Raw genomic sequence first — 18,215 nt, forward strand, 5'->3', positions numbered from 1 at the left:
TTCTATGCCGCAGTTCTTTATCGACCGCCCGGTGTTCGCCTGGGTCGTCGCGCTGTTCATCCTGTTGGCCGGTGCACTGGCCATCCCGCAATTGCCGGTCGCGCAATACCCCGACGTCGCGCCGCCGCAGATCGAAATCTATGCCGTGTACCCGGGCGCCTCGGCGCAGACCGTCGACGAAAGCGTGGTCAGCCTGATCGAGGAAGAGCTCAACGGCGCCGATCACCTGCTGTATTTCGAATCGCAGAGCAGCCTCGGCAGCGCCACCATCAAGGCCACTTTCCAGCCGGGCACCAATCCGGAACTGGCACAGGTTGACGTGCAAAACCGCCTTAAAGTGGTCGAGTCGCGCCTGCCGCAAGCGGTCAACCAGCAAGGTTTGCAGGTGGAGAAAGTCTCCGCCGGTTTCCTGTTGCTGATCACCCTCACCTCCAGCGACGGCAAGCTCGACGACGTAGCGCTCAGCGATTATCTGGCGCGCAACGTGATGAACGAGATCAAGCGCATCGACGGCGTCGGCAAGGCCCAGCTGTATGGCGCCGAACGGGCGATGCGGATCTGGGTCGACCCGCAGAAGCTGATCGGTTTCAACCTGACGCCGGCCGACGTCAACGCCGCCATCGTCGCGCAGAACGCCCAGGTCTCGGCGGGCAGCATCGGCGATCTGCCAAACCCGAGCACTCAGGAAATCACCGCGACGATTCTGGTCAAGGGACAACTGTCGACCCCGGAAGAGTTCGCCGACATCGTGCTCAAGGCCAACCCGGACGGCTCCACCGTGCGCATCAAGGATGTGGCGCGGGTCGAGATCGGCAGCCAGGAATACCAGTTCGGCACCCGTCTGAACGGCAAGCCATCCACCGCCGTCGGCGTGCAACTGGCGCCGGGCGCCAACGCGCTCAGCACCGCCACTTTGATCCGGGCGAAGATGGATGAACTGTCGCGCTATTTCCCGGCGGGCGTGGAATACAAGATTCCCTACGACACGTCGCCATTCGTGAAGGTCTCGATCACCAAAGTGATCTATACCCTCGGCGAAGCGATGCTGCTGGTGTTCGCGGTGATGTTCCTGTTCCTGCAGAACATCCGCTACACACTGATTCCGACGCTGGTGGTGCCGGTGGCGTTGATGGGTACTTTTGCGACGATGCTGGCGCTGGGTTTCTCGATCAACGTGCTGACCATGTTCGGCATGGTGCTGGCCATCGGCATTCTGGTGGACGACGCCATCGTGGTGGTGGAGAACGTCGAACGGATTATGGCCACCGAAGGCCTGTCGCCGAAAGAAGCGACGCGTAAGGCGATGACCCAGATCACCGGCGCGATCATCGGCATTACGCTGGTGCTTGTCGCGGTGTTCATTCCGATGGCGTTCATGCAGGGTTCGGTGGGCGTCATCTATCGCCAGTTCTCACTGTCGATGGCCACTTCGATTCTGTTCTCGGCCTTCCTCGCCCTGACCTTGACCCCGGCACTGTGTGCAACCTTGCTCAAGCCGATTGCCAAGGGTGAACACCACGAGAAAACCGGGTTCTTCGGCTGGTTCAACCGTCGCTTCGAGCAACTGACCGATCGCTATCAAGGCTGGGTCGGTTACGCGCTGAAACGCACCGGTCGTTATCTGCTGATCTACGTTGTGTTGCTGGTGGGTCTGGGCCTGTGCTTCGCGCGCCTGCCCTCCTCGTTCCTGCCGGTTGAAGATCAGGGTTACACCATCACCGACATCCAACTGCCGCCCGGTGCGAGCAAGAACCGTACGGTGCAGGTGGTCGAGCAGATCGAAGCGCACAACGCCGGCGAACCGGGCGTGGGCGACAGCACTGTGATTCTCGGTTTCAGCTTCTCCGGCAGCGGGCAGAACGCCGCATTGGCGTTTACCACGCTCAAGGACTGGTCGCAGCGCGGCAGCGACGACTCGGCGAGCTCGATTGCCGACCGCGCCAACATCGCCCTCAGCCAGATCAAGGACGCCGTGGCGTTCGCCGTGCTGCCGCCGCCGGTTGACGGTCTCGGTACGTCCAGCGGCTTCGAGTTCCGCCTGCAGGATCGTGGAGGCCTCGGCCATGCGACCTTGATGGAGGCGCGCACCCAGTTGCTGGAAGCCGCCGAGAAAAGCTCGATCCTGATGAACGTGCGTGAAAGCGCGCTGGCCGAAGCACCGCAAGTGCAGCTGGAAGTGGATCGCAAGCAGGCCAATGCCCTGGGGGTTTCGTTCGCCGATGTTGGCGCCGTGCTGTCCACCGCCATTGGCTCTTCGTACGTTAACGACTTCCCCAATCAGGGGCGGATGCAACGCGTTGTCGTGCAGGCTGAAGGTGACCGTCGCAGTCAGGTCGATGACCTGCTGAAAATGCATGTGCGCAACGACGCCGGAAAAATGGTGCCCCTGTCGGCGTTCGTCAAAGCCACATGGACCCAGGGCCCGGCGCAGCTGACCCGCTACAACGGCTACCCGGCGATCTCAATTTCCGGCGAGCCTAAACCCGGCCACAGTACCGGCGAAGCCATGGCGGAAATCGAACGGCTGGTGGCTCAGGGGCCGAAAGGCCTGGGTCAGGAATGGACTGGTCTGTCGTTGCAGGAACGTTTGTCCGGCAGTCAGGCGCCGATTCTGCTCGGGCTGTCGCTGCTGATCGTGTTCCTGTGCCTGGCGGCGTTGTATGAGAGTTGGTCGATCCCGACCTCCGTGCTGCTCGTTGTGCCGCTGGGCGTACTCGGCGCGGTGCTGGCGGTGACTTTGCGCGGAATGCCCAACGACGTGTTCTTCAAGGTCGGCCTGATCACCATCATCGGCCTGTCGGCGAAAAACGCGATCCTGATCATCGAGTTTGCCAAGAGTCTGTATAACGAAGGGCATGACCTGATTGACGCTACGCTGCAAGCGGCGCGTCTGCGGTTGCGGCCGATCGTCATGACTTCGCTGGCGTTCATTCTGGGCGTGGTGCCGCTGGCGATTGCCACGGGTGCGAGTTCGGCGAGTCAGCAGGCGATTGGTACCGGGGTGATTGGCGGGATGATTACCGCGACGTTGGCGGTGATTTTTGTGCCGGTTTTTTTTGTGGTGGTGGTGAAAGCCGTAGCCCGGTGGGCTGGCAAAAAATGAAGTTTCGCTATAAGCCGATAGGTTTTTACACCTGTCAAAGTTGACAGGTTCGCCAATTGCTCCAAAAACTTAGGCTAGCTCCTGTCACGTTTGACTTAGCGGTTTGACTTGAATCAGGAGCTTCTCATGACGAATGTAAAGGGCAATGCAGATGGCAAATTCACAGCCACCACGAGCGATCCCGAACTCCGGAATTTTAACGCAGAAGAAAAGTTCTACTCATTGGGTATCGGCCGCTCCCTTCAGGGGTGGGCCTCGTTGGTGCAATGGCCGAATGAACGCAGAAACATTGCCCTGAATTTCATAAACAAGGGCGATATGGAAAACCAGACCTTCGATTTCGCCGATCCTGATCGCCAAGCGTCAGGCAGCTGGTGGAAAAGTACATCAAGCTCTGTCGAGGCGCCTTTCTTTGCGCAAAGCGGCACAGTCACTGTCACCGTGGACGCCGCTAAAGATGAAGCCATGGCAACGTTCGACTTCGTTGCGGTGTCGCAGGATGGAAAGGAGAAAGTGACTGTCAACGGAGAACTGCATCTGGTGCCGAACGACCAAGGGAGAGCAAAACCATGAGTGCTGCTCAACCAGTGTCCGAAGGTAGCTTGACCGCTGACGTCGATGGCCTGGAGCCGCCAGTGAAGGATAGCTACACGGCAGAAACGGTTCTCCTCACGACTCAATACGATCAACTTTTCAAACAAGAGGCCTGGTCAGCCAGGGGAGAATGGTGGATTGATGGCCCGAGTCGTCCTCAACGGAGTCTGAGTATTGTTCTGAATGTGGTGCAAACCGCCAGTTTGAATACCCCCTACGACTTGAATACGGATGTCAGTCTGGTCAGAGCGGTTTTCGTGGAAAGACTCGCGCTTGGTATCGATCCTTTTTACAAAGCGATTCAAGGGACAGTCACCTTTCTCAGCTTCCCTGTTGCCGGCTCGGAGAAGGGGCAAATTGAAGCCGAGTTCGACTTCCTCGGCCAGAACGGTGACGCTGTTCCAAAAACCGTGACAGTCTCCAAAGGCAAGCTTCAGATCCATAACTGATCCAGCTTCCCGCCCATCCTTCTGAAACATAAAAACCTTGGGCTTCTTGTCGATGCTGACAGAGTCACAAGGTTTCTTTTTGCAGTCCTCCGCGCCAGCCAGAACCCACACCCATGCTATGGTTTGCTCGACGCCGTCAACAAAGAGCCGCCCATGCGCTTCCTCGCCCGCACCCACCCTCGCCTCTCTGCCGCGTTCCTGGTCGGCCTTGCCGTCGGCCTTCTGGTACCCGCCGATTCCGTCATCAGTAAAATACTCATTGGCTGGAATGCCGGGGTCTGGACCTACCTGGCGCTGATGCTCTGGCTCACCGCCAGGGCCAAGGCGCCGGACGTCAAGCAGATCGCCGTCGTCGAAGATGAAAACGCCGGGCTGGTGCTGTTCGTGGTGTGTATTGCGGCGCTGGCCAGCCTGGCGGCCATCACCCTGGAACTTGTCGGCAGCAAGGATCTGGATACCCACCACAAATTGATGCACTACGGTTTTACCGCACTGACGGTCATTGGCTCATGGCTGCTGATCGGGGTGATTTTCTGCGTCCACTACGCCCGGCTGTTTTACACCTGGGACGGCAAAGAGCCGGCGCTGCGCTTTGCCGAAGGCCTGACGACGCCCAATTACTGGGACTTTCTGTACTTCTCGTTCACCATCGGCGTCGCGGTGCAGACGGCGGATGTCGGCGTGGCCACGCGGGAGATCCGCAAGATCGTGCTGGCGCAGTCGCTGATCGGTTTCGTATTCAACACAGCGATTCTGGGTTTCTCGATCAACATCGCCGCCGGATTGTTTGGCTGAGGGCTGGCGTCAGTGGCTATTCGCTCACAGATTTCAAGGGCTGTAACCTGTCAAGTCTGACAGTGTACAGATCGCCTGAATCGCGCTTTTATGATGCATCCAGAGTTAGGGCCCAATGGCCTTTGGATACTTCCCCAAAGTGAACGGAGATCCAATTCATGAACGCTGTGATCAGACGCACCAGTTTTGCCCCCGGTAATTTTGTGACCGCAAAAGCTTTCGCCAACGGTGGAGCCCCTGTCGCGGACTTCACTGCCTCTTCCCGACTGATTGAAACCAAAAAGGTCGGCCCTGACAAAATCGACGCGGTAGAGATAACCGCCATTGATCGGCCACCTTCGGGCACGAAAGCCAAAACAAACCCGGCACGTGAACTTACCCTGATCGTCCCCGATGGTTTCCCGATCGGGAAACATGTCTTGACCAGCCGCTCTGACGTAGCCGTCAGCTATAAAGACGGCACTGCGATCAGTGAAGGCATTTCAGGTGACATCGAGATCAAGCCTGCGAGCGATCAAAAGAATGTCGCGGCCGATTTCAATGTGACGCTGGAGAACGCCGATGGCACTACCTTCCAGTTGAAGGGAGGTTTTCAAGTCTTGAAGTGATGCAGCCGCAGGCACAAAAAAGGGAAGCCATCGCTTCCCTTTTTAGTTTCCGTTCCCTCAAAACCTGTAATGCGCCCCCATGTTCACACCGAAGTCTTTGGTGACGTTGTCGCCCTTGCTGGTGTCCAGCTCCGCGTGCAGCTGCCAGCGGTCATTCAGGGTCCAGGATGCGCCGGCGGCCACTTCGAAGCGCGTGCCGGAAAGATCATTGTTGAACTTGTTGTCGTTGACCCGCACTTCGTTGGTTTTGACGAACTCATGTACGGCAGCCACCCGCACGTGGGGTTGCAGGACACTGCCATCCGCCAGTTTCATGCCTCGCCCTAAGTTCAGGCCCGCCTTGCCCAGCATGGAACGGGTTGTATCAGCGTCGACACTCAGACCATTGTCCAGACGAAAATCCTTGCCTTGCACCGAGGCTCCCTGCCATTGGGTGAACGGTTCGATGTAATAGCCATCCGCGAACTCAATATGCTTGCCGAACTCCACCGACGCGCTTGCACCCAGACTGTTGTAACTGCCTTTGGTTTTGGTGTTGTCACTCAGCATCACGTCGGCCTTGTTGCGAAAGTGATTGAGCTTGGCCACCGTGTCCAGGTAGTAACCGCTGTCGCCCAGCCAGGTGCCGTAAAGACCGAGTGAGGTGCTGCCGATTTCCCCGGAGCTGCCGCGGCTCAAATCCAGATCGGATTTGCTGTAACCGGCAAACACACCGAGCAGTACACGCTCGCCGGCGATTTGCACCGGCGTATCGACGCCCATCGAGAAACCATACTGTCGTTGTTTGTAACCATTTCCGTAAGCATTGTTACTGATGCTGTACTGGCTGCCGAAAGAGCGCACCCATCCGCCCGTTTGCCCGCCATTGACCCGCAAATCACCCATGCGGTTGTTCAGCAGAACCGTTTCGCCATAGGTCACTGTCGGGGCTGTACCGGCAATGGCCAATGCGGCGCGTGTCGGTGTGCTGACAACAGTCTTGTCCGGTTGCAGGAACCAGTCATCTCCCTTCTTCACCAGAAGATAAGTGAATGCGCCTACGTCGACACGGTTGTTCACCAGGCCGTACTGCGCGCCTGACGCCACGCTCTGCACCACTTTGATGGACGAGTCATTGACCGGATCAAGACCGGAACTGGTGACCAGCAACTGATGGTAGCCGGAAGCACTGCGCGTGACATTCAGCAGATCGCTGAGACCCTGATTGAAGTCGGTGCCCATCCGGAACGTGCCGTTGCCCGACAGGTTGGCGACGTTCAATTGAAAGTATTGCTGAGGAGTGCCGAAACCTACCGTGCCGCCATTGCCCAGCGACAGATTGTTCACCGATTGACTGCCGGTCATCTGCCATAGCGCCTGATTGTTGATCGCAAAATTGGCGACATTGTTCACCTGGCCGGTGAGCGTGGCAGCATTGTCCAGCGTCAGACTCGAAGCACTATTGGCAGAAGCATTGACGTCACCGTTCATGACGCTCTGATTGTTGATCGTCACCGTGGCGACGTTGCCGAGATTGCCGGTCAGGGTCGAGCCGTTGTCGAGCGCCACACTCGAAGCACCGAGCACATTGCCGGTCATGCGCGCCTGATTGTTCAACACCGCGGTCGTGACGTTTTGCAGATCACCGGTCAGCGACGCATTGTTCTGCAACGTGACATTCGCGGAACTGCCCGAAACCACCGTGACGTTACCGGTCAGGTCACTGTTCTCGACGAGGAATCCAGCCGAAGCACCTTGTCGGACTTCAAGCAACGTGTTGTTGCCGGCCACCAGCGTCGAACGGTTACGCACTTCGATGTCTGCCACTGTCGGGAAATTCGGCGCGTTGATGCCGACCACCAGTGCCGAGCCGGTCTGGCCTTCGACACGAGTGCCGTCCAGAATTATTTTGGTCGGGATAACGGCGTTCACCTGAGTGTCAGTGCCAACCGTCACGCCATTAAGACCGCCGCTAATCGTACTGCCGGTGGCCGACAGTGAACCTTCCAGCATCCTGATCCCGAAGCTGTTCGCACCAGTGCCTTCGGCGGTGGAGTTTTGCAGACTGATGACGCTGAATCGGTTGCCCGCAATGCCCCCCGTCAAGCCCTGAACACCTGAGCCATTACGCAGCGTCACGCTTGAACCGCCTACGCTGTTGTTATTGCGTACTGCCGAAATGCCGATGCCAGTGGCATTGTTAACCGTTGAGTTGTCCAGAGTTGCGCTGGCGTTGACCAGTGAAATCCCCGAGACCGCTGCGGCGTTGACATTCGAGCCCGTCAGATTGATCAGGCCACCGGGATTGCTGTTCATTTCCAGTGTCGTGGCATTGGTGGCATTCAGGATGGCGTTGTCTTGAAGTTGCCAGATTTGCACCGGCGTCGTGCCGTCAATGGCAAGCATGGTACCCGCCGGAACGGTACCCGCCTGGGTGAGCGGCGAATTCATCAATAGGGGCAGCAGGGACAAAATTCCCAAGCTGATCGAGGTTTTCTGAAACGGGGTGTTCAATTTGGGCGACATGGTTGAGTCCTACTCGATTACATTCCGTGAGGAACGAGCGTCCGACTCAAACGAGTTGCGAGCCGGAACTGAAGCGGTCGCCAGACTACGGATAACTTTCCGAGGGATATGTAGGACTAATCTCCATCTTCGTACGACTTATCCCCTTGTCCCGTAAGAGCACCCGTATCTGACTTCGATTCCCACGATGGGGACGGTATTGACTGCCGTCCCCATCGCAGGAAACTTCACTCGAAGTACTGTTGATGCACGATCAAGGACGGTTCTGGTCGCAATACACCAGGCTCGAGTTCAAGAGCGCGACAGGGACGATGACCGACGCTGTAATGCCGTTGACCCCATACTCGATGTACGCATATTGAGTCGCCGGACGCTGGCCAGGGCCGGGGCTCGGCAGCTGGATCGGACGGACATTGGTGTATGGCACGTCAAATTCCAGAGGGCCCGTTGCAGGCATGGGCTTGGAATCTGTGAATGGCGTGTTGGGTATCACCGTCCCGCCAGCTCCGTTGGTCGTCCGCCCCTCAAATTTTAACGCAACCGTTGCACCTGTCGGGATGTTGGCATCCCGCTCGACCCTGATCCGCAGTCTGCGTGTAGCCTCATACGGCGGCATCGGTCCGTTCGCGACAGCCGGGTGATCCAGACACGGGCAGTTGACGGACATCAAGAAGCTCTCGGGAACCACCGCACCGGTGGGGGTTCTGAAAGCCGAAACGACAATCTTCGGCGCCGGCAGATTGATCACGATCGCTGTCACGTTGACACGCGTAACAGGCGTCTGCGTCATCGCGTTTGAACTGCCGGGGTAGGAGACAACAATGTAGGCCTCGCGCGCGGTAGCGCCGGTGCCGTTCCCTTCCAACAGAATCTCGGCCCAAGGCAATCGCGTGGTGACCCTCGTCGCGCCAACCTGCACGCCCACAGGCTGACCCACTTGTTTGCCCTGATAGAAGAACGTGACGATTTCTCGACCGGTAATCGGCCGCAGAGGATTTGTCCACAAGTTCCAGATCATGGTTGCATCAAGACCGGCCTGAGCCGGGCCAAGCGTGTTGGGTGCAGGCACAGGCGTGCCGCCACCCTGAACGATCACCGGGATGGCATTGGGGTTTTCCAGTTCAGGAAGGTTCGGCTGCTCATCCCCGGCGTATGCAAAATCGACAGTAGCAAATTGCTGAGGCGTGGAAACCGGATTCGGTGTAATCGTCGAGCGAATCAATTCGTACCAGTACTCGACCTGCTCTTCGGTGTCCCGGTTAGGGTCGCCGAAGACCACCGCCCAAAAGGCGTAATCAATCACGAATTTCAGCGGCCCGGCAGTGCCTGGCGCCGGGATTGTCTGTTCCGCAAGATCATGGACAATACCCTTCGAATCCATGATATGCGGCAGGATTCGGTCATCTTGCAACGAGTTGGTCGGGAAATCGATCTCCATTACCACTGCATCTGGATCAGATTTGAATGATGCGAGCGTAATGGGCGTCTGACCGTTGATACCGGTCGCCGGAATCCTTGGAATACCCAGCACCGGGGCCGGTGCGCTGACCCGATTGAACAGCAGCGTGATGGGTGCGTTGTTGCTGATATTGCCCGCGGCATCCTCTAGGTTGTAGGAGTAAAAATACGCGCCATCCTTCAACGCTTGCAGAATGACCAGTGAAATATTGATAACGCCGTCAGGCCGCACCGGCAAATCTGCAACAACAGCGCCCTCACCTTGCATGCCGGTGAATGTGGTGAGTTGGGAGATGAAGAAGTTGACCAGATCAAGGCCTGGTTCGAATTTTGTCCAGCCCGTTGGAATGGTGATGTTCAAGCCGCCAGCGTTGGCAGGGTTGTTCAACCAAGCGTCATCGATGAGGGTTGGCAAACCTGTCAGGCTGATCTGCGGCGGCCGATTGCCGGTGCCATTGCCAGTGCCGGGTTGGCGCTGCCATTGTGCAGTCAGGTCGATGAGGATCACGAGATGCGGTTGAGAGTTGTCGAGGTTCCCGAATGCGTCAATGATAACGAACGCTGCAAAAAACTTGTTGTAATCCCCGCTAGCCGAGAACTTGTCGACGAAGATACTGAGCTGCGTGTCGGTCCGGTCAAAACTGACCGGAAAAGTCCAGTCACCTCCTGGCTGGCTGGCTTTAAGCTTAGTGTCCACTAAATAAGTCGGATCTCCCGGTATCAGCTGCGCCCCTTCCGGAAAGATATACAGTTGAATTTGGTGCGCACCATCCGGAGTTTTGTCATCAACGTCCGCCAACTGAAAGGTCACTTTTTTATCAACTTTCAGTTGTTGATACGTCAGTCGACCATCTGCCAACTGATCCACAATCGTTGGCGGCAACGCCAGAGCACCACCACCCGTTTTAGCCTGCATATTCATGTTCGTGAACTCCATCGATGAGTGTGTTGTTGAACCATCAACGTTGTTTCCCAATGAAGAATTTCGCGACTGCGGGCTGCGTGTTCCTGGGATTGACGTTCTGCCAACGTTTTGTTGGATCTATCGCTTTTCACTGCTTTTTTGGACTGCTTGATTCAAGGACCGCAAGGCGGTTTCCCGGAAAGGCGCCTGTCGATCTTCACGAATTCCGGATATGAACTGGCCAGCGCAACACCGTTTCGGTAGTGGGTGTAGGTGCACATCGCAGATCCGAATTCGATCGGTTTGATGTATTGGACGTAGTAGCTACTGTCGAGTCTGAAATCGAACCCTTGGGGAGAGGTCGCTTCCTGTTGCGACAGCGTTTTTCGAATTCGTAGCGCTGTGCCCGGAATTGGGTTGACACCGTTCAGGCTCGTGCAGCCTTCCCAATTCAGTACGCACTCATCATTCGCCAGAAACGTTCCCGGTTGCGCCGGAACCCGCACGACCACCACATCCCAGATCGCCGGGAATGTTAAACACATGAGCCAGCCCCAAAGGTTCGCGTCGGGATAAACCACCTCTTTCAATTTGACCGGAACCGGGCGCTTGAGGATGAACACTTGCGGTATCGAGTCATCTTCATTACTGGTGTCGCCGGAGGTCACCCGGTACCTCAACGTGATGTCGCCTGTCTTTTGCAAGTACTGCGCAGGCAGGTGGATCGTGCCCGGAAAGACCACCGGAACCGGAAACAGGTTGTTGTAGAAACGCGTCTCGGATGTTGCCCCGGGCTCAAGTACCCAGATCTCCAGCAAATCACTTCTGCCCGGAATGATCGAAGGTGCAACCCACGGCGGGATTTGCAGTGTGACGCCGTTGATATGCGCATCCAGGGGCAGCACTTTGTCGGCGCCGACCCCGTCGATGGTCAACGGCAAGGCGAATGTCCCGATGGATTTTTTGGCGCTCATCCACTGTTCTCCAGAGGCGTAAAAAACACTTTGCTTCGGAAGAAATTAAACGCAGTAACCGCGCTTTCGCCTACTGTCAGATCTGACAGGTTTGATGACCGCTGGTCGGAATTGACCCTTCAGCTGTTTCTGATTCAGATCCTCTCGGGCTTGACGAAGCGATGGTTAATGCGGTTATCTGAAACCGGTTTCAGCCTTGCCGTGCTGACTCGAACAATTCCAATAAAAAGGCTTTTTCAACCGTGAACGATTTCTCCGCCGCCCAGCGCAGCCGCGTGACCATGCTCGATGTCGCCGAACACGCTGGCGTGTCCAAGGCCAGCGTCTCGCGCTTTATCGGCGATGACCGCGCCCTGCTCTCCGATGCCATTGCCCAGCGCATCGAGCAGGCGATTGCCGAACTCGGCTATCGCCCCAATCAAATGGCCCGTGGTTTGAAACGCGGCCGCACCCGCCTGATCGGCATGCTGGTGGCCGATATCCGCAACCCTTATTCGATTGCCGTGATGCACGGTGTGGAAACCGCCTGCCGCCGGCACGGTTACAGCCTGGTGGTGTGCAACACCGACCGCGATGACGAGCAGGAACGCCAGCACCTGGCGCTGCTGCGCTCGTACAACATCGAAGGGCTGATCGTGAACACCCTGGGCCATCATCGGGATGAGCTGGATGGGCTGAAGCGGGAAATGCCGCTGGTACTGGTGGATCGCAAGGTCGAGGGGCTCGACAGTGACATGGTCGGATTGAACAACCCGCAGGCCATCGAGATGGCGCTCGAACATCTTCAGCAGCGTGGCTATCGCAATGTGCTGCTGGTGACCGAACCCTATGACGGCACCAGTTCGCGGATCGAGCGGGTCAGCAGTTTTCAGCAGCAGATTGGTCAGCGCAAAGACATGCGTGGCGCGGTGCTGGAAACCGGTTCGAGTCTTGCGAACGATCTTCAAACCTTTTTGAACGCACCTGATTCGGGCCCGAAAGCCCTGTTCTGCGCCAACGGCGTGGCGGCGCTGGCTTGCACCCTCGCCTTGCGCGAGATTGGCGGCCGGTTGTTCGAGGATGTCGGGTTGATCGCGCTGGATGATCTGGACTGGTATCCGTTGGTGGGCAGCGGGATTACTGCCCTCGCTCAGCCGACTGAGGAGATTGGTGCGCGGGCGTTTGAGTGCTTGCTCAAGCGGTTGCGTGGGGATGATGAAGCGGCGCGGACGCTGGATTTTGCACCGGTGCTGATTGAGCGCGGTTCGACGCGCAGCAAGGCAGAATAAGGCCCTGCGGGGCCACCCAAAATTTTTTGAACAAAAATGAAACCGGTTTCAGAGGTAGATAACAATGAATAAACCTGCCGTTTCCATCAGCCTGTCCAGCTACGGCGCCGATCTTGTTCGCCGTCGCGGCCAAGGCTCTTTCATCGAAGTGCTGGCCGCTGCCGGCGCCCATCGCATCGAATGGCGCGAAGAGTTGCTGACCAACGAAGTCCCCGAGCAACTGGCCGCTGCCACACAGGCTGAAGGCCTGCAAAGCATCTATTCCTCACCGACCGAACTGTGGCTAGCCGGTCAGTCGCGGCCCAATCCGGAACTCATCACCGCGCTGCAAAACGCCGAAGCGTTCGGCTCGAGGTGGCTGAAGGTTTCCCTTGGTTTCTTCACTGACAACAACGATCTGCAGACGCTGGCGCAAATCCTTGCGCAAAGCCCGGTACAACTGCTGGTGGAGAACGACCAGACCTTGCACGGCGGCCGCATCGAACCGTTCCAGCGTTTCTTCGCCGCCGTTGAGCAACACAACCTGCCGATCAAGATGACGTTCGACATCGGCAACTGGCAGTGGCAAGACCAGTCCGCCACCAGTGCCGCACGCCTGCTGGGCCGTCACGTCGGCTACGTGCATTGCAAAGCCGTGGCCCGCCGTGCCGACGGCAAACTGGTCGCGGTGCCGCCCGCCGCCACTGACCTGCATCTGTGGGAACAACTGCTGCGGCACATGGCCCAAGGGGTCATGCGCGCCGCCGAATACCCGTTGCAGGGCGAAGACCTGGTGCAACTCACCACCGAACACGTCGCCGCCCTCACCCGCCTCGGCCAGTCCCGCCTGGAGCCTGCTCATGTCTGAGATCGATATTCTGTCGTTCGGCGAAACCATGGCCATGTTTGTCGCTGAACAGAGCGGCGATCTGGCCTCCGTCGAGCAGTTTCACAAGCGGATTGCCGGGGCCGACAGCAACGTCGCCATCGGACTGTCTCGACTGGGCTTCAAGGTGGCCTGGCTGAGCCGTGTCGGTGCCGATTCGCTGGGACGATTTGTCGTCGAAACCCTGGCCCGCGAAGGCCTGGATTGCAGCCATGTCGAAGTCGACAACGCGCACCCGACCGGTTTTCAGCTCAAGTCGCGCAACGATGACGGCAGCGATCCGACGGTCGAATACTTCCGTCGCGGCTCGGCAGCCAGTCATCTGTCATCGCAGTCGATCAACCCGACGTTATTAAGCGCCCGACACCTGCACGCCACTGGCATTCCGCCGGCGCTGTCCGCATCGGCCCGGGAAATGTCCCGTGAACTGATGACCCGCATGCGCAACGCCGGGCGCAGCGTCTCGTTCGACCCGAATCTGCGCCCGAGCCTGTGGGCCAGCGAGCGAGAGATGATCCGCGAGATCAACCGCCTCGCCGCCCTCGCCCACTGGGTGTTGCCGGGGTTGAGCGAAGGCCGGCTGCTGACCGGATTTGAAGATCCGGCGGATATCGCCGCGTTCTATCTCGATCAGGGTGCCGAAGCAGTGGCGATCAAGCTCGGGCCGCAGGGTGCGTATTACCGCACGCATCTGGATCAGGGTTTTGTCGCCGGGGTGCCGGTTGAAACCGTGGTCGATACGGTCGGTGCCGGCGATGGATTTGCGGTCGGGATGATCAGCGCCCTGCTGGAGCATCAGAGTTTTCCCGAAGCCGTCAGACGCGCCAACTGGATTGGCAGTCGTGCGGTGCAGAGCCGTGGCGACATGGAGGGTTTGCCGACCCGATCCGAACTCACCGCTGATCGTTCCCACGCTCCTGCGTGGGAATGCAGCTCGTGACGCTCTGCGTCACATGGGACGCCGAGCGTCCCCGGAGGCGTTCCCACGCGGACGGTTCGACGCCTCGACGTGGGAACGAGCAAGCAATAAACCATTGAACCTGCTGCGACAAAAACAACAAGCTCAGGAGCAAGACCATGAAAACCGCAACCCTCGCCACCCGCCGCTGGTGGTACATCATGCCGATCGTGTTCATCACCTACAGCCTGGCGTACCTCGACCGCGCCAATTACGGCTTCGCCGCCGCGTCCGGGATGGCCGCCGACCTGATGATCACCCCGGGCCTGTCCTCGCTGCTCGGCGCGCTGTTCTTCCTCGGCTACTTTTTCTTCCAGGTGCCCGGCGCGATCTACGCGCAGAAGCACAGCGTCAAGAAGCTGATCTTCGTCAGCCTGATCCTCTGGGGCGGGCTCGCCACGTTGACCGGCGTGGTCTCCAACGCCTATTGGCTGATCGTCATCCGCTTCATGCTCGGTGTGGTCGAAGCGGCGGTGATGCCGGCGATGCTGGTGTACCTGTGCCACTGGTTTACCCGCGCCGAACGTTCGCGGGCCAATACCTTCCTGATCCTCGGCAACCCGGTAACGATGCTGTGGATGTCGGTGGTTTCGGGCTATCTGGTGCAGCATTTCAGTTGGCGCTGGATGTTCATCATCGAAGGCTTGCCGGCGGTGCTCTGGGCATTCATCTGGTGGAAGCTCGCCGATGATCGTCCGGCCCAGGCCAAGTGGCTCAGCGAGCAGGAAAAGCACGATCTGGAAAGCGCGCTGGCGGCCGAACAGGTCGGCATCAAAGCGGTGAAGAACTACGCCGAAGCCTTCCGTTCGCCGAAGGTGATCATTCTGGCGCTGCAATTTTTCTGCTGGAGCATCGGCGTCTACGGCTTCGTGTTGTGGCTGCCGTCGATCCTCAAGGCCGGCGCGCAGATGGACATGATCGAGGCAGGCTGGCTGTCGGCGCTGCCGTATCTGGCGGCAGTGATCGGCATGCTGCTGGTGTCGTGGGGCTCGGACAAACTGCAAAAGCGCAAACGTTTCGTCTGGCCGCCGCTGCTGATTGCCTCGGTGGCGTTCTACGGCTCCTACGCCTTGGGCGCGGAGCATTTCTGGTGGTCGTACACGCTGCTGGTGATTGCCGGCGCCTGCATGTACGCGCCGTACGGGCCGTTCTTCGCCATCGTCCCGGAGATCCTGCCGGCCAACGTCGCCGGTGGCGCCATGGCTCTGATCAACAGCATGGGCGCCCTCGGTTCTTTCGGCGGTTCGTATCTGGTCGGTTACCTGAACAGCTCCACCGGTTCGCCCGGCGCTTCGTACCTGTTGATGAGCGGCGCGCTGATGCTCTCGGTGGTGCTGACGATTTTTCTCAAACCCGGCGCGAGCGACCGGGTGACGGCCAAGCGCGTCGCACCGCGTCCGCAGCCGGCTCATTCCTGAATTGATAGAGAGATGACTGCGATGAAAAAGCAGGTTGTGCTGTACAAGAAACTGTCGCCGCAATTGATGGCGCGTCTTGAGGAACAGGTCGATGTGACACTGATCGACAGCCTCGACGCCGATGGCCTGATGAAACTGCGCGACGCCCTGCCCGGTGCCCACGGCTTGCTCGGCGCGAGCCTGAAACTGGACGCGGCGCTGCTCGATCTGGCGCCGAAGCTTGAAGCGATTTCCAGCGTTTCGGTGGGCGTCGACAACTACGACATCGACTACCTGACCCGCCGCAAGATCATGCTGACCAACACCCCGGACGTGCTCACCGAAACCACTGCCGACACCGGTTTCGCGCTGATCCTAGCCATCGCCCGGCGCGTGGTGGAGCTGGCGAACATGGTGCGCGGCGGTCACTGGCATCGCAGCATCGGGCCGGCACATTTCGGCACCGATGTGCACGGCAAGACGCTGGGCATCATCGGTATGGGGCGAATTGGCGAGGCGTTGGCGCAGCGCGGGCATTTCGGGTTCGGGATGCCGGTGATCTATCACAGCCAGTCGCGCAAACCGGCGGTTGAAGAACGTTTTGATGCGCAGTACCGCAGCCTGGAAAATCTGTTACAGGAGGCGGATTTCATCTGTCTGACCTTGCCGTTGACGGCGCAGACTGAAGGTTTGATTGGCGCGGAACAGTTTGCGCTGATGCGGCCGGACAGCATCTTCATCAACATTTCCCGGGGCAAGGTGGTGGATGAGGCCGCGCTGATCGAAACCTTGCGCCATAACCGGATTCGCGCGGCGGGGCTGGATGTGTTCGAGCGTGAGCCGCTGAATCATGACTCGCCGTTGTTGCAGCTGAACAACGTGGTGGCGACGCCGCACATGGGCTCGGCGACCCATGAGACGCGCGAGGCGATGGCGCGGTGTGCTGTTGAGAACCTGTTGGCGGCGTTGGCAGGAGAAAGCCCCGCCAATCTGGTGAACCCCCTCCCTTGATTGATCGTTCCCACGTCGAGGCGTCGAACCGTCCGCGTGGGAATGCAGCCCGTGACGCTCTGCGTCACATGGGACGCGGAGCGTCCCCGGAGGCATTCCCACGCAGAGCGTGGGAACGATCAGCGAAAGCGATCAGGCGCTGCGCACCTGGAGAAGCTGCGCAGCGCACAGTGCAATCCGCGAACACGCATCCGCCAGCTTCACCCGATCCACCACCAGCCCGATGCGAATATGCCCCGCCGCACTCGGCCCGAACGCTTCGCCTGCCAGCACCGAAACCCCATAACCCTCCAGCAATCGCTCGGCAAAATCCTGCGCGCCGAGCCCGGTCTGGCGCACGTCGACCATCACGAACATCCCGCCATCCGGTTTGATCGGGTACAACCCCGGACAACCACGCAACCGCTCGCACACCAGATCCCGACGCAACCGGTATTCCTCGCGCATCTGCATCACTTCCGGCAGATCTTTCTCCAGCGCGATCTGCGCCGCTTTCTGCACAAAGTCCGGCAGACCGAACAACATGCTCAGCGACAGATTTACCAAATGCTCGGCCAAGGGTTTCGGCCCGATCATCCAGCCGATCCGCCACCCGGTCATCGCATGGGATTTGGACAGACTGTTGATGGTCGCGGTGCGCTCGGCCATGCCCGGCAGGCTCGCCGGGCTGACGTGCTCGCCTTCGTATAACAATTCGCTGTAGACCTCATCGCTGATCAGCCACAGGTCATGACGGATGCACAACGCCGCCAGCTCCTGCCAGATCAGCAGCGACAGACTCGCACCGGAGGGATTGTTGGGACTGTTGAGCAACATGGCTCGCGTTTTCGGAGTGATCCGCGTCGCGACATCCGCCGGATCGACGCGAAAGCCGTTTTCCGGACGAACCGGAACAGGCACCACGGTAGCTCCGCAAGCACCGAACACACCTTCATAAGTCACGTACATCGGTTCGGCGACGATCACTTCATCGCCCGGATCCAGCAGACATTGCGCCACCGAATACACCGCGCATTGCGCGCCGGGCAGCACGATCACATGCTCGGCATCGACGTCCTGGCCGCTGCGTTGCCGATGGTGCTCGGCGATGCGCCTGCGCAACTCCAGCCGGCCGCGCACTTCGGAATAATGCGTATCGCCCGCCAACAGGCTGTCGATGGCGCCGTGGATGATCGGCAGCGGCGTATCGAAATCCGGATCACCCACCGACAGCAGCAACACATCGACCCCTTCGGCGCGCAGCTCCAGCGCTCGGTCGTGAATCCGCCAGGCTGCTGCTCCCTCCCCGGCGATTCGTTGGGTCAAGGCTGAATAGCGCATGTACGT

Annotated in this window: 14 protein-coding genes; 10 read left to right on the forward strand and 4 right to left on the reverse strand. The window is 58.9% G+C overall.

Annotated features, from left to right (window positions below):
* The first annotated feature begins 4 nt into the window (after window positions 1–4).
* The 5 genes from ABFB52_RS15650 to ABFB52_RS15670 all read left to right on the forward strand — a co-directional run bounded on the left by ABFB52_RS15650 (window position 5) and on the right by ABFB52_RS15670 (window position 5,549).
* A complete protein-coding gene (locus ABFB52_RS15650; protein WP_129972948.1) occupies window positions 5–3,103 on the forward strand; it encodes an efflux RND transporter permease subunit in 3,099 nt (1,032 codons plus the stop codon).
* 126 nt (window positions 3,104–3,229) lie between these two features.
* Window positions 3,230–3,676, forward strand: a complete 447-nt coding sequence (locus tag ABFB52_RS15655) for a hypothetical protein (RefSeq protein WP_129972949.1) — start codon at window positions 3,230–3,232, stop codon at window positions 3,674–3,676.
* The gene (locus tag ABFB52_RS15660; RefSeq protein WP_129972950.1) at window positions 3,673–4,146 is read left to right on the forward strand and encodes a hypothetical protein; all 474 of its coding nucleotides are present in this window, start codon (window positions 3,673–3,675) and stop codon (window positions 4,144–4,146) included. Before ABFB52_RS15655 ends, ABFB52_RS15660 begins: the two co-directional genes overlap by 4 nt.
* A 153-nt stretch (window positions 4,147–4,299) precedes the next feature.
* The gene (locus tag ABFB52_RS15665) at window positions 4,300–4,941 is read left to right on the forward strand and encodes a DUF1345 domain-containing protein (protein WP_085745564.1); all 642 of its coding nucleotides are present in this window, start codon (window positions 4,300–4,302) and stop codon (window positions 4,939–4,941) included.
* A 158-nt stretch (window positions 4,942–5,099) separates the two neighbouring features.
* Window positions 5,100–5,549, forward strand: a complete 450-nt coding sequence (locus ABFB52_RS15670; protein ID WP_085745563.1) for a hypothetical protein — start codon at window positions 5,100–5,102, stop codon at window positions 5,547–5,549.
* A gap of 57 nt (window positions 5,550–5,606) precedes the next feature.
* Here ABFB52_RS15670 and ABFB52_RS15675 read toward each other — a convergent pair whose 3' ends face one another.
* From ABFB52_RS15675 to ABFB52_RS15685, 3 genes are all read right to left on the reverse strand, one after another.
* Window positions 5,607–7,934, reverse strand: a complete 2,328-nt coding sequence (locus ABFB52_RS15675; RefSeq protein ID WP_240871878.1) for an autotransporter outer membrane beta-barrel domain-containing protein — start codon at window positions 7,932–7,934, stop codon at window positions 5,607–5,609.
* A 373-nt stretch (window positions 7,935–8,307) separates the two neighbouring features.
* The gene (locus tag ABFB52_RS15680) at window positions 8,308–10,434 is read right to left on the reverse strand and encodes a hypothetical protein (protein ID WP_129972952.1); all 2,127 of its coding nucleotides are present in this window, start codon (window positions 10,432–10,434) and stop codon (window positions 8,308–8,310) included.
* A gap of 155 nt (window positions 10,435–10,589) precedes the next feature.
* Window positions 10,590–11,390, reverse strand: coding sequence for a hypothetical protein (locus ABFB52_RS15685; protein ID WP_129972953.1), 801 nt, complete (start codon window positions 11,388–11,390; stop codon window positions 10,590–10,592).
* Window positions 11,391–11,632: 242 nt separating this feature from the next.
* On the opposite strand from ABFB52_RS15685, the gene ABFB52_RS15690 reads away from it, so the two are divergent.
* The 5 genes from ABFB52_RS15690 (at window position 11,633) to ABFB52_RS15710 (ending at window position 16,889) form a co-directional block, all read left to right on the forward strand.
* Window positions 11,633–12,658: a LacI family DNA-binding transcriptional regulator gene (locus ABFB52_RS15690; RefSeq protein WP_129972954.1), complete on the forward strand. Its 1,026-nt coding sequence runs from the start codon at window positions 11,633–11,635 to the stop codon at window positions 12,656–12,658.
* Window positions 12,659–12,722: 64 nt separating this feature from the next.
* Window positions 12,723–13,505: a TIM barrel protein gene (locus ABFB52_RS15695; protein WP_129972955.1), complete on the forward strand. Its 783-nt coding sequence runs from the start codon at window positions 12,723–12,725 to the stop codon at window positions 13,503–13,505.
* The gene (locus ABFB52_RS15700) at window positions 13,498–14,463 is read left to right on the forward strand and encodes a sugar kinase (RefSeq protein WP_129972956.1); all 966 of its coding nucleotides are present in this window, start codon (window positions 13,498–13,500) and stop codon (window positions 14,461–14,463) included. Before ABFB52_RS15695 ends, ABFB52_RS15700 begins: the two co-directional genes overlap by 8 nt.
* Window positions 14,464–14,600: 137 nt before the next feature.
* Complete coding sequence (locus tag ABFB52_RS15705) at window positions 14,601–15,899, forward strand: MFS transporter (RefSeq protein WP_085745556.1); 1,299 nt, start codon at window positions 14,601–14,603, stop codon at window positions 15,897–15,899.
* A 21-nt stretch (window positions 15,900–15,920) separates the two neighbouring features.
* Entirely contained in the window at window positions 15,921–16,889 is a 969-nt protein-coding gene (locus ABFB52_RS15710) for a D-glycerate dehydrogenase (RefSeq protein ID WP_129972957.1), read from the forward strand.
* Between the two features lie 132 nt (window positions 16,890–17,021).
* Here ABFB52_RS15710 and ABFB52_RS15715 read toward each other — a convergent pair whose 3' ends face one another.
* The gene (locus ABFB52_RS15715; RefSeq protein ID WP_102688048.1) at window positions 17,022–18,209 is read right to left on the reverse strand and encodes a pyridoxal phosphate-dependent aminotransferase; all 1,188 of its coding nucleotides are present in this window, start codon (window positions 18,207–18,209) and stop codon (window positions 17,022–17,024) included.
* Window positions 18,210–18,215: the final 6 nt, after the last annotated feature.

This window comes from Pseudomonas sp. 9.2(2024), from assembly GCF_039695385.1.
Classification (GTDB): Bacteria; Pseudomonadota; Gammaproteobacteria; order Pseudomonadales; family Pseudomonadaceae; genus Aquipseudomonas; species Aquipseudomonas paraglycinae.

Excerpts from the sequence above, each read along its gene's own strand:
- ABFB52_RS15650 (WP_129972948.1), top strand. The coding sequence starts at position 5 with ATGCCGCAGTTCTTTATCGACCGCCCGGTGTTCGCCTGGGTCGTCGCG.
- ABFB52_RS15655 (WP_129972949.1), top strand. The coding sequence starts at position 3,230 with ATGACGAATGTAAAGGGCAATGCAGATGGCAAATTCACAGCCACCACG.
- ABFB52_RS15660 (WP_129972950.1), top strand. The coding sequence starts at position 3,673 with ATGAGTGCTGCTCAACCAGTGTCCGAAGGTAGCTTGACCGCTGACGTC.
- ABFB52_RS15665 (WP_085745564.1), top strand. The coding sequence starts at position 4,300 with ATGCGCTTCCTCGCCCGCACCCACCCTCGCCTCTCTGCCGCGTTCCTG.
- ABFB52_RS15670 (WP_085745563.1), top strand. The coding sequence starts at position 5,100 with ATGAACGCTGTGATCAGACGCACCAGTTTTGCCCCCGGTAATTTTGTG.
- ABFB52_RS15675 (WP_240871878.1), bottom strand. The coding sequence starts at position 7,934 with ATGCTTGCCATTGACGGCACGACGCCGGTGCAAATCTGGCAACTTCAA.
- ABFB52_RS15680 (WP_129972952.1), bottom strand. The coding sequence starts at position 10,434 with ATGAATATGCAGGCTAAAACGGGTGGTGGTGCTCTGGCGTTGCCGCCA.
- ABFB52_RS15685 (WP_129972953.1), bottom strand. The coding sequence starts at position 11,390 with ATGAGCGCCAAAAAATCCATCGGGACATTCGCCTTGCCGTTGACCATC.
- ABFB52_RS15695 (WP_129972955.1), top strand. The coding sequence starts at position 12,723 with ATGAATAAACCTGCCGTTTCCATCAGCCTGTCCAGCTACGGCGCCGAT.
- ABFB52_RS15700 (WP_129972956.1), top strand. The coding sequence starts at position 13,498 with ATGTCTGAGATCGATATTCTGTCGTTCGGCGAAACCATGGCCATGTTT.
- ABFB52_RS15705 (WP_085745556.1), top strand. The coding sequence starts at position 14,601 with ATGAAAACCGCAACCCTCGCCACCCGCCGCTGGTGGTACATCATGCCG.
- ABFB52_RS15710 (WP_129972957.1), top strand. The coding sequence starts at position 15,921 with ATGAAAAAGCAGGTTGTGCTGTACAAGAAACTGTCGCCGCAATTGATG.
- ABFB52_RS15715 (WP_102688048.1), bottom strand. The coding sequence starts at position 18,209 with ATGCGCTATTCAGCCTTGACCCAACGAATCGCCGGGGAGGGAGCAGCA.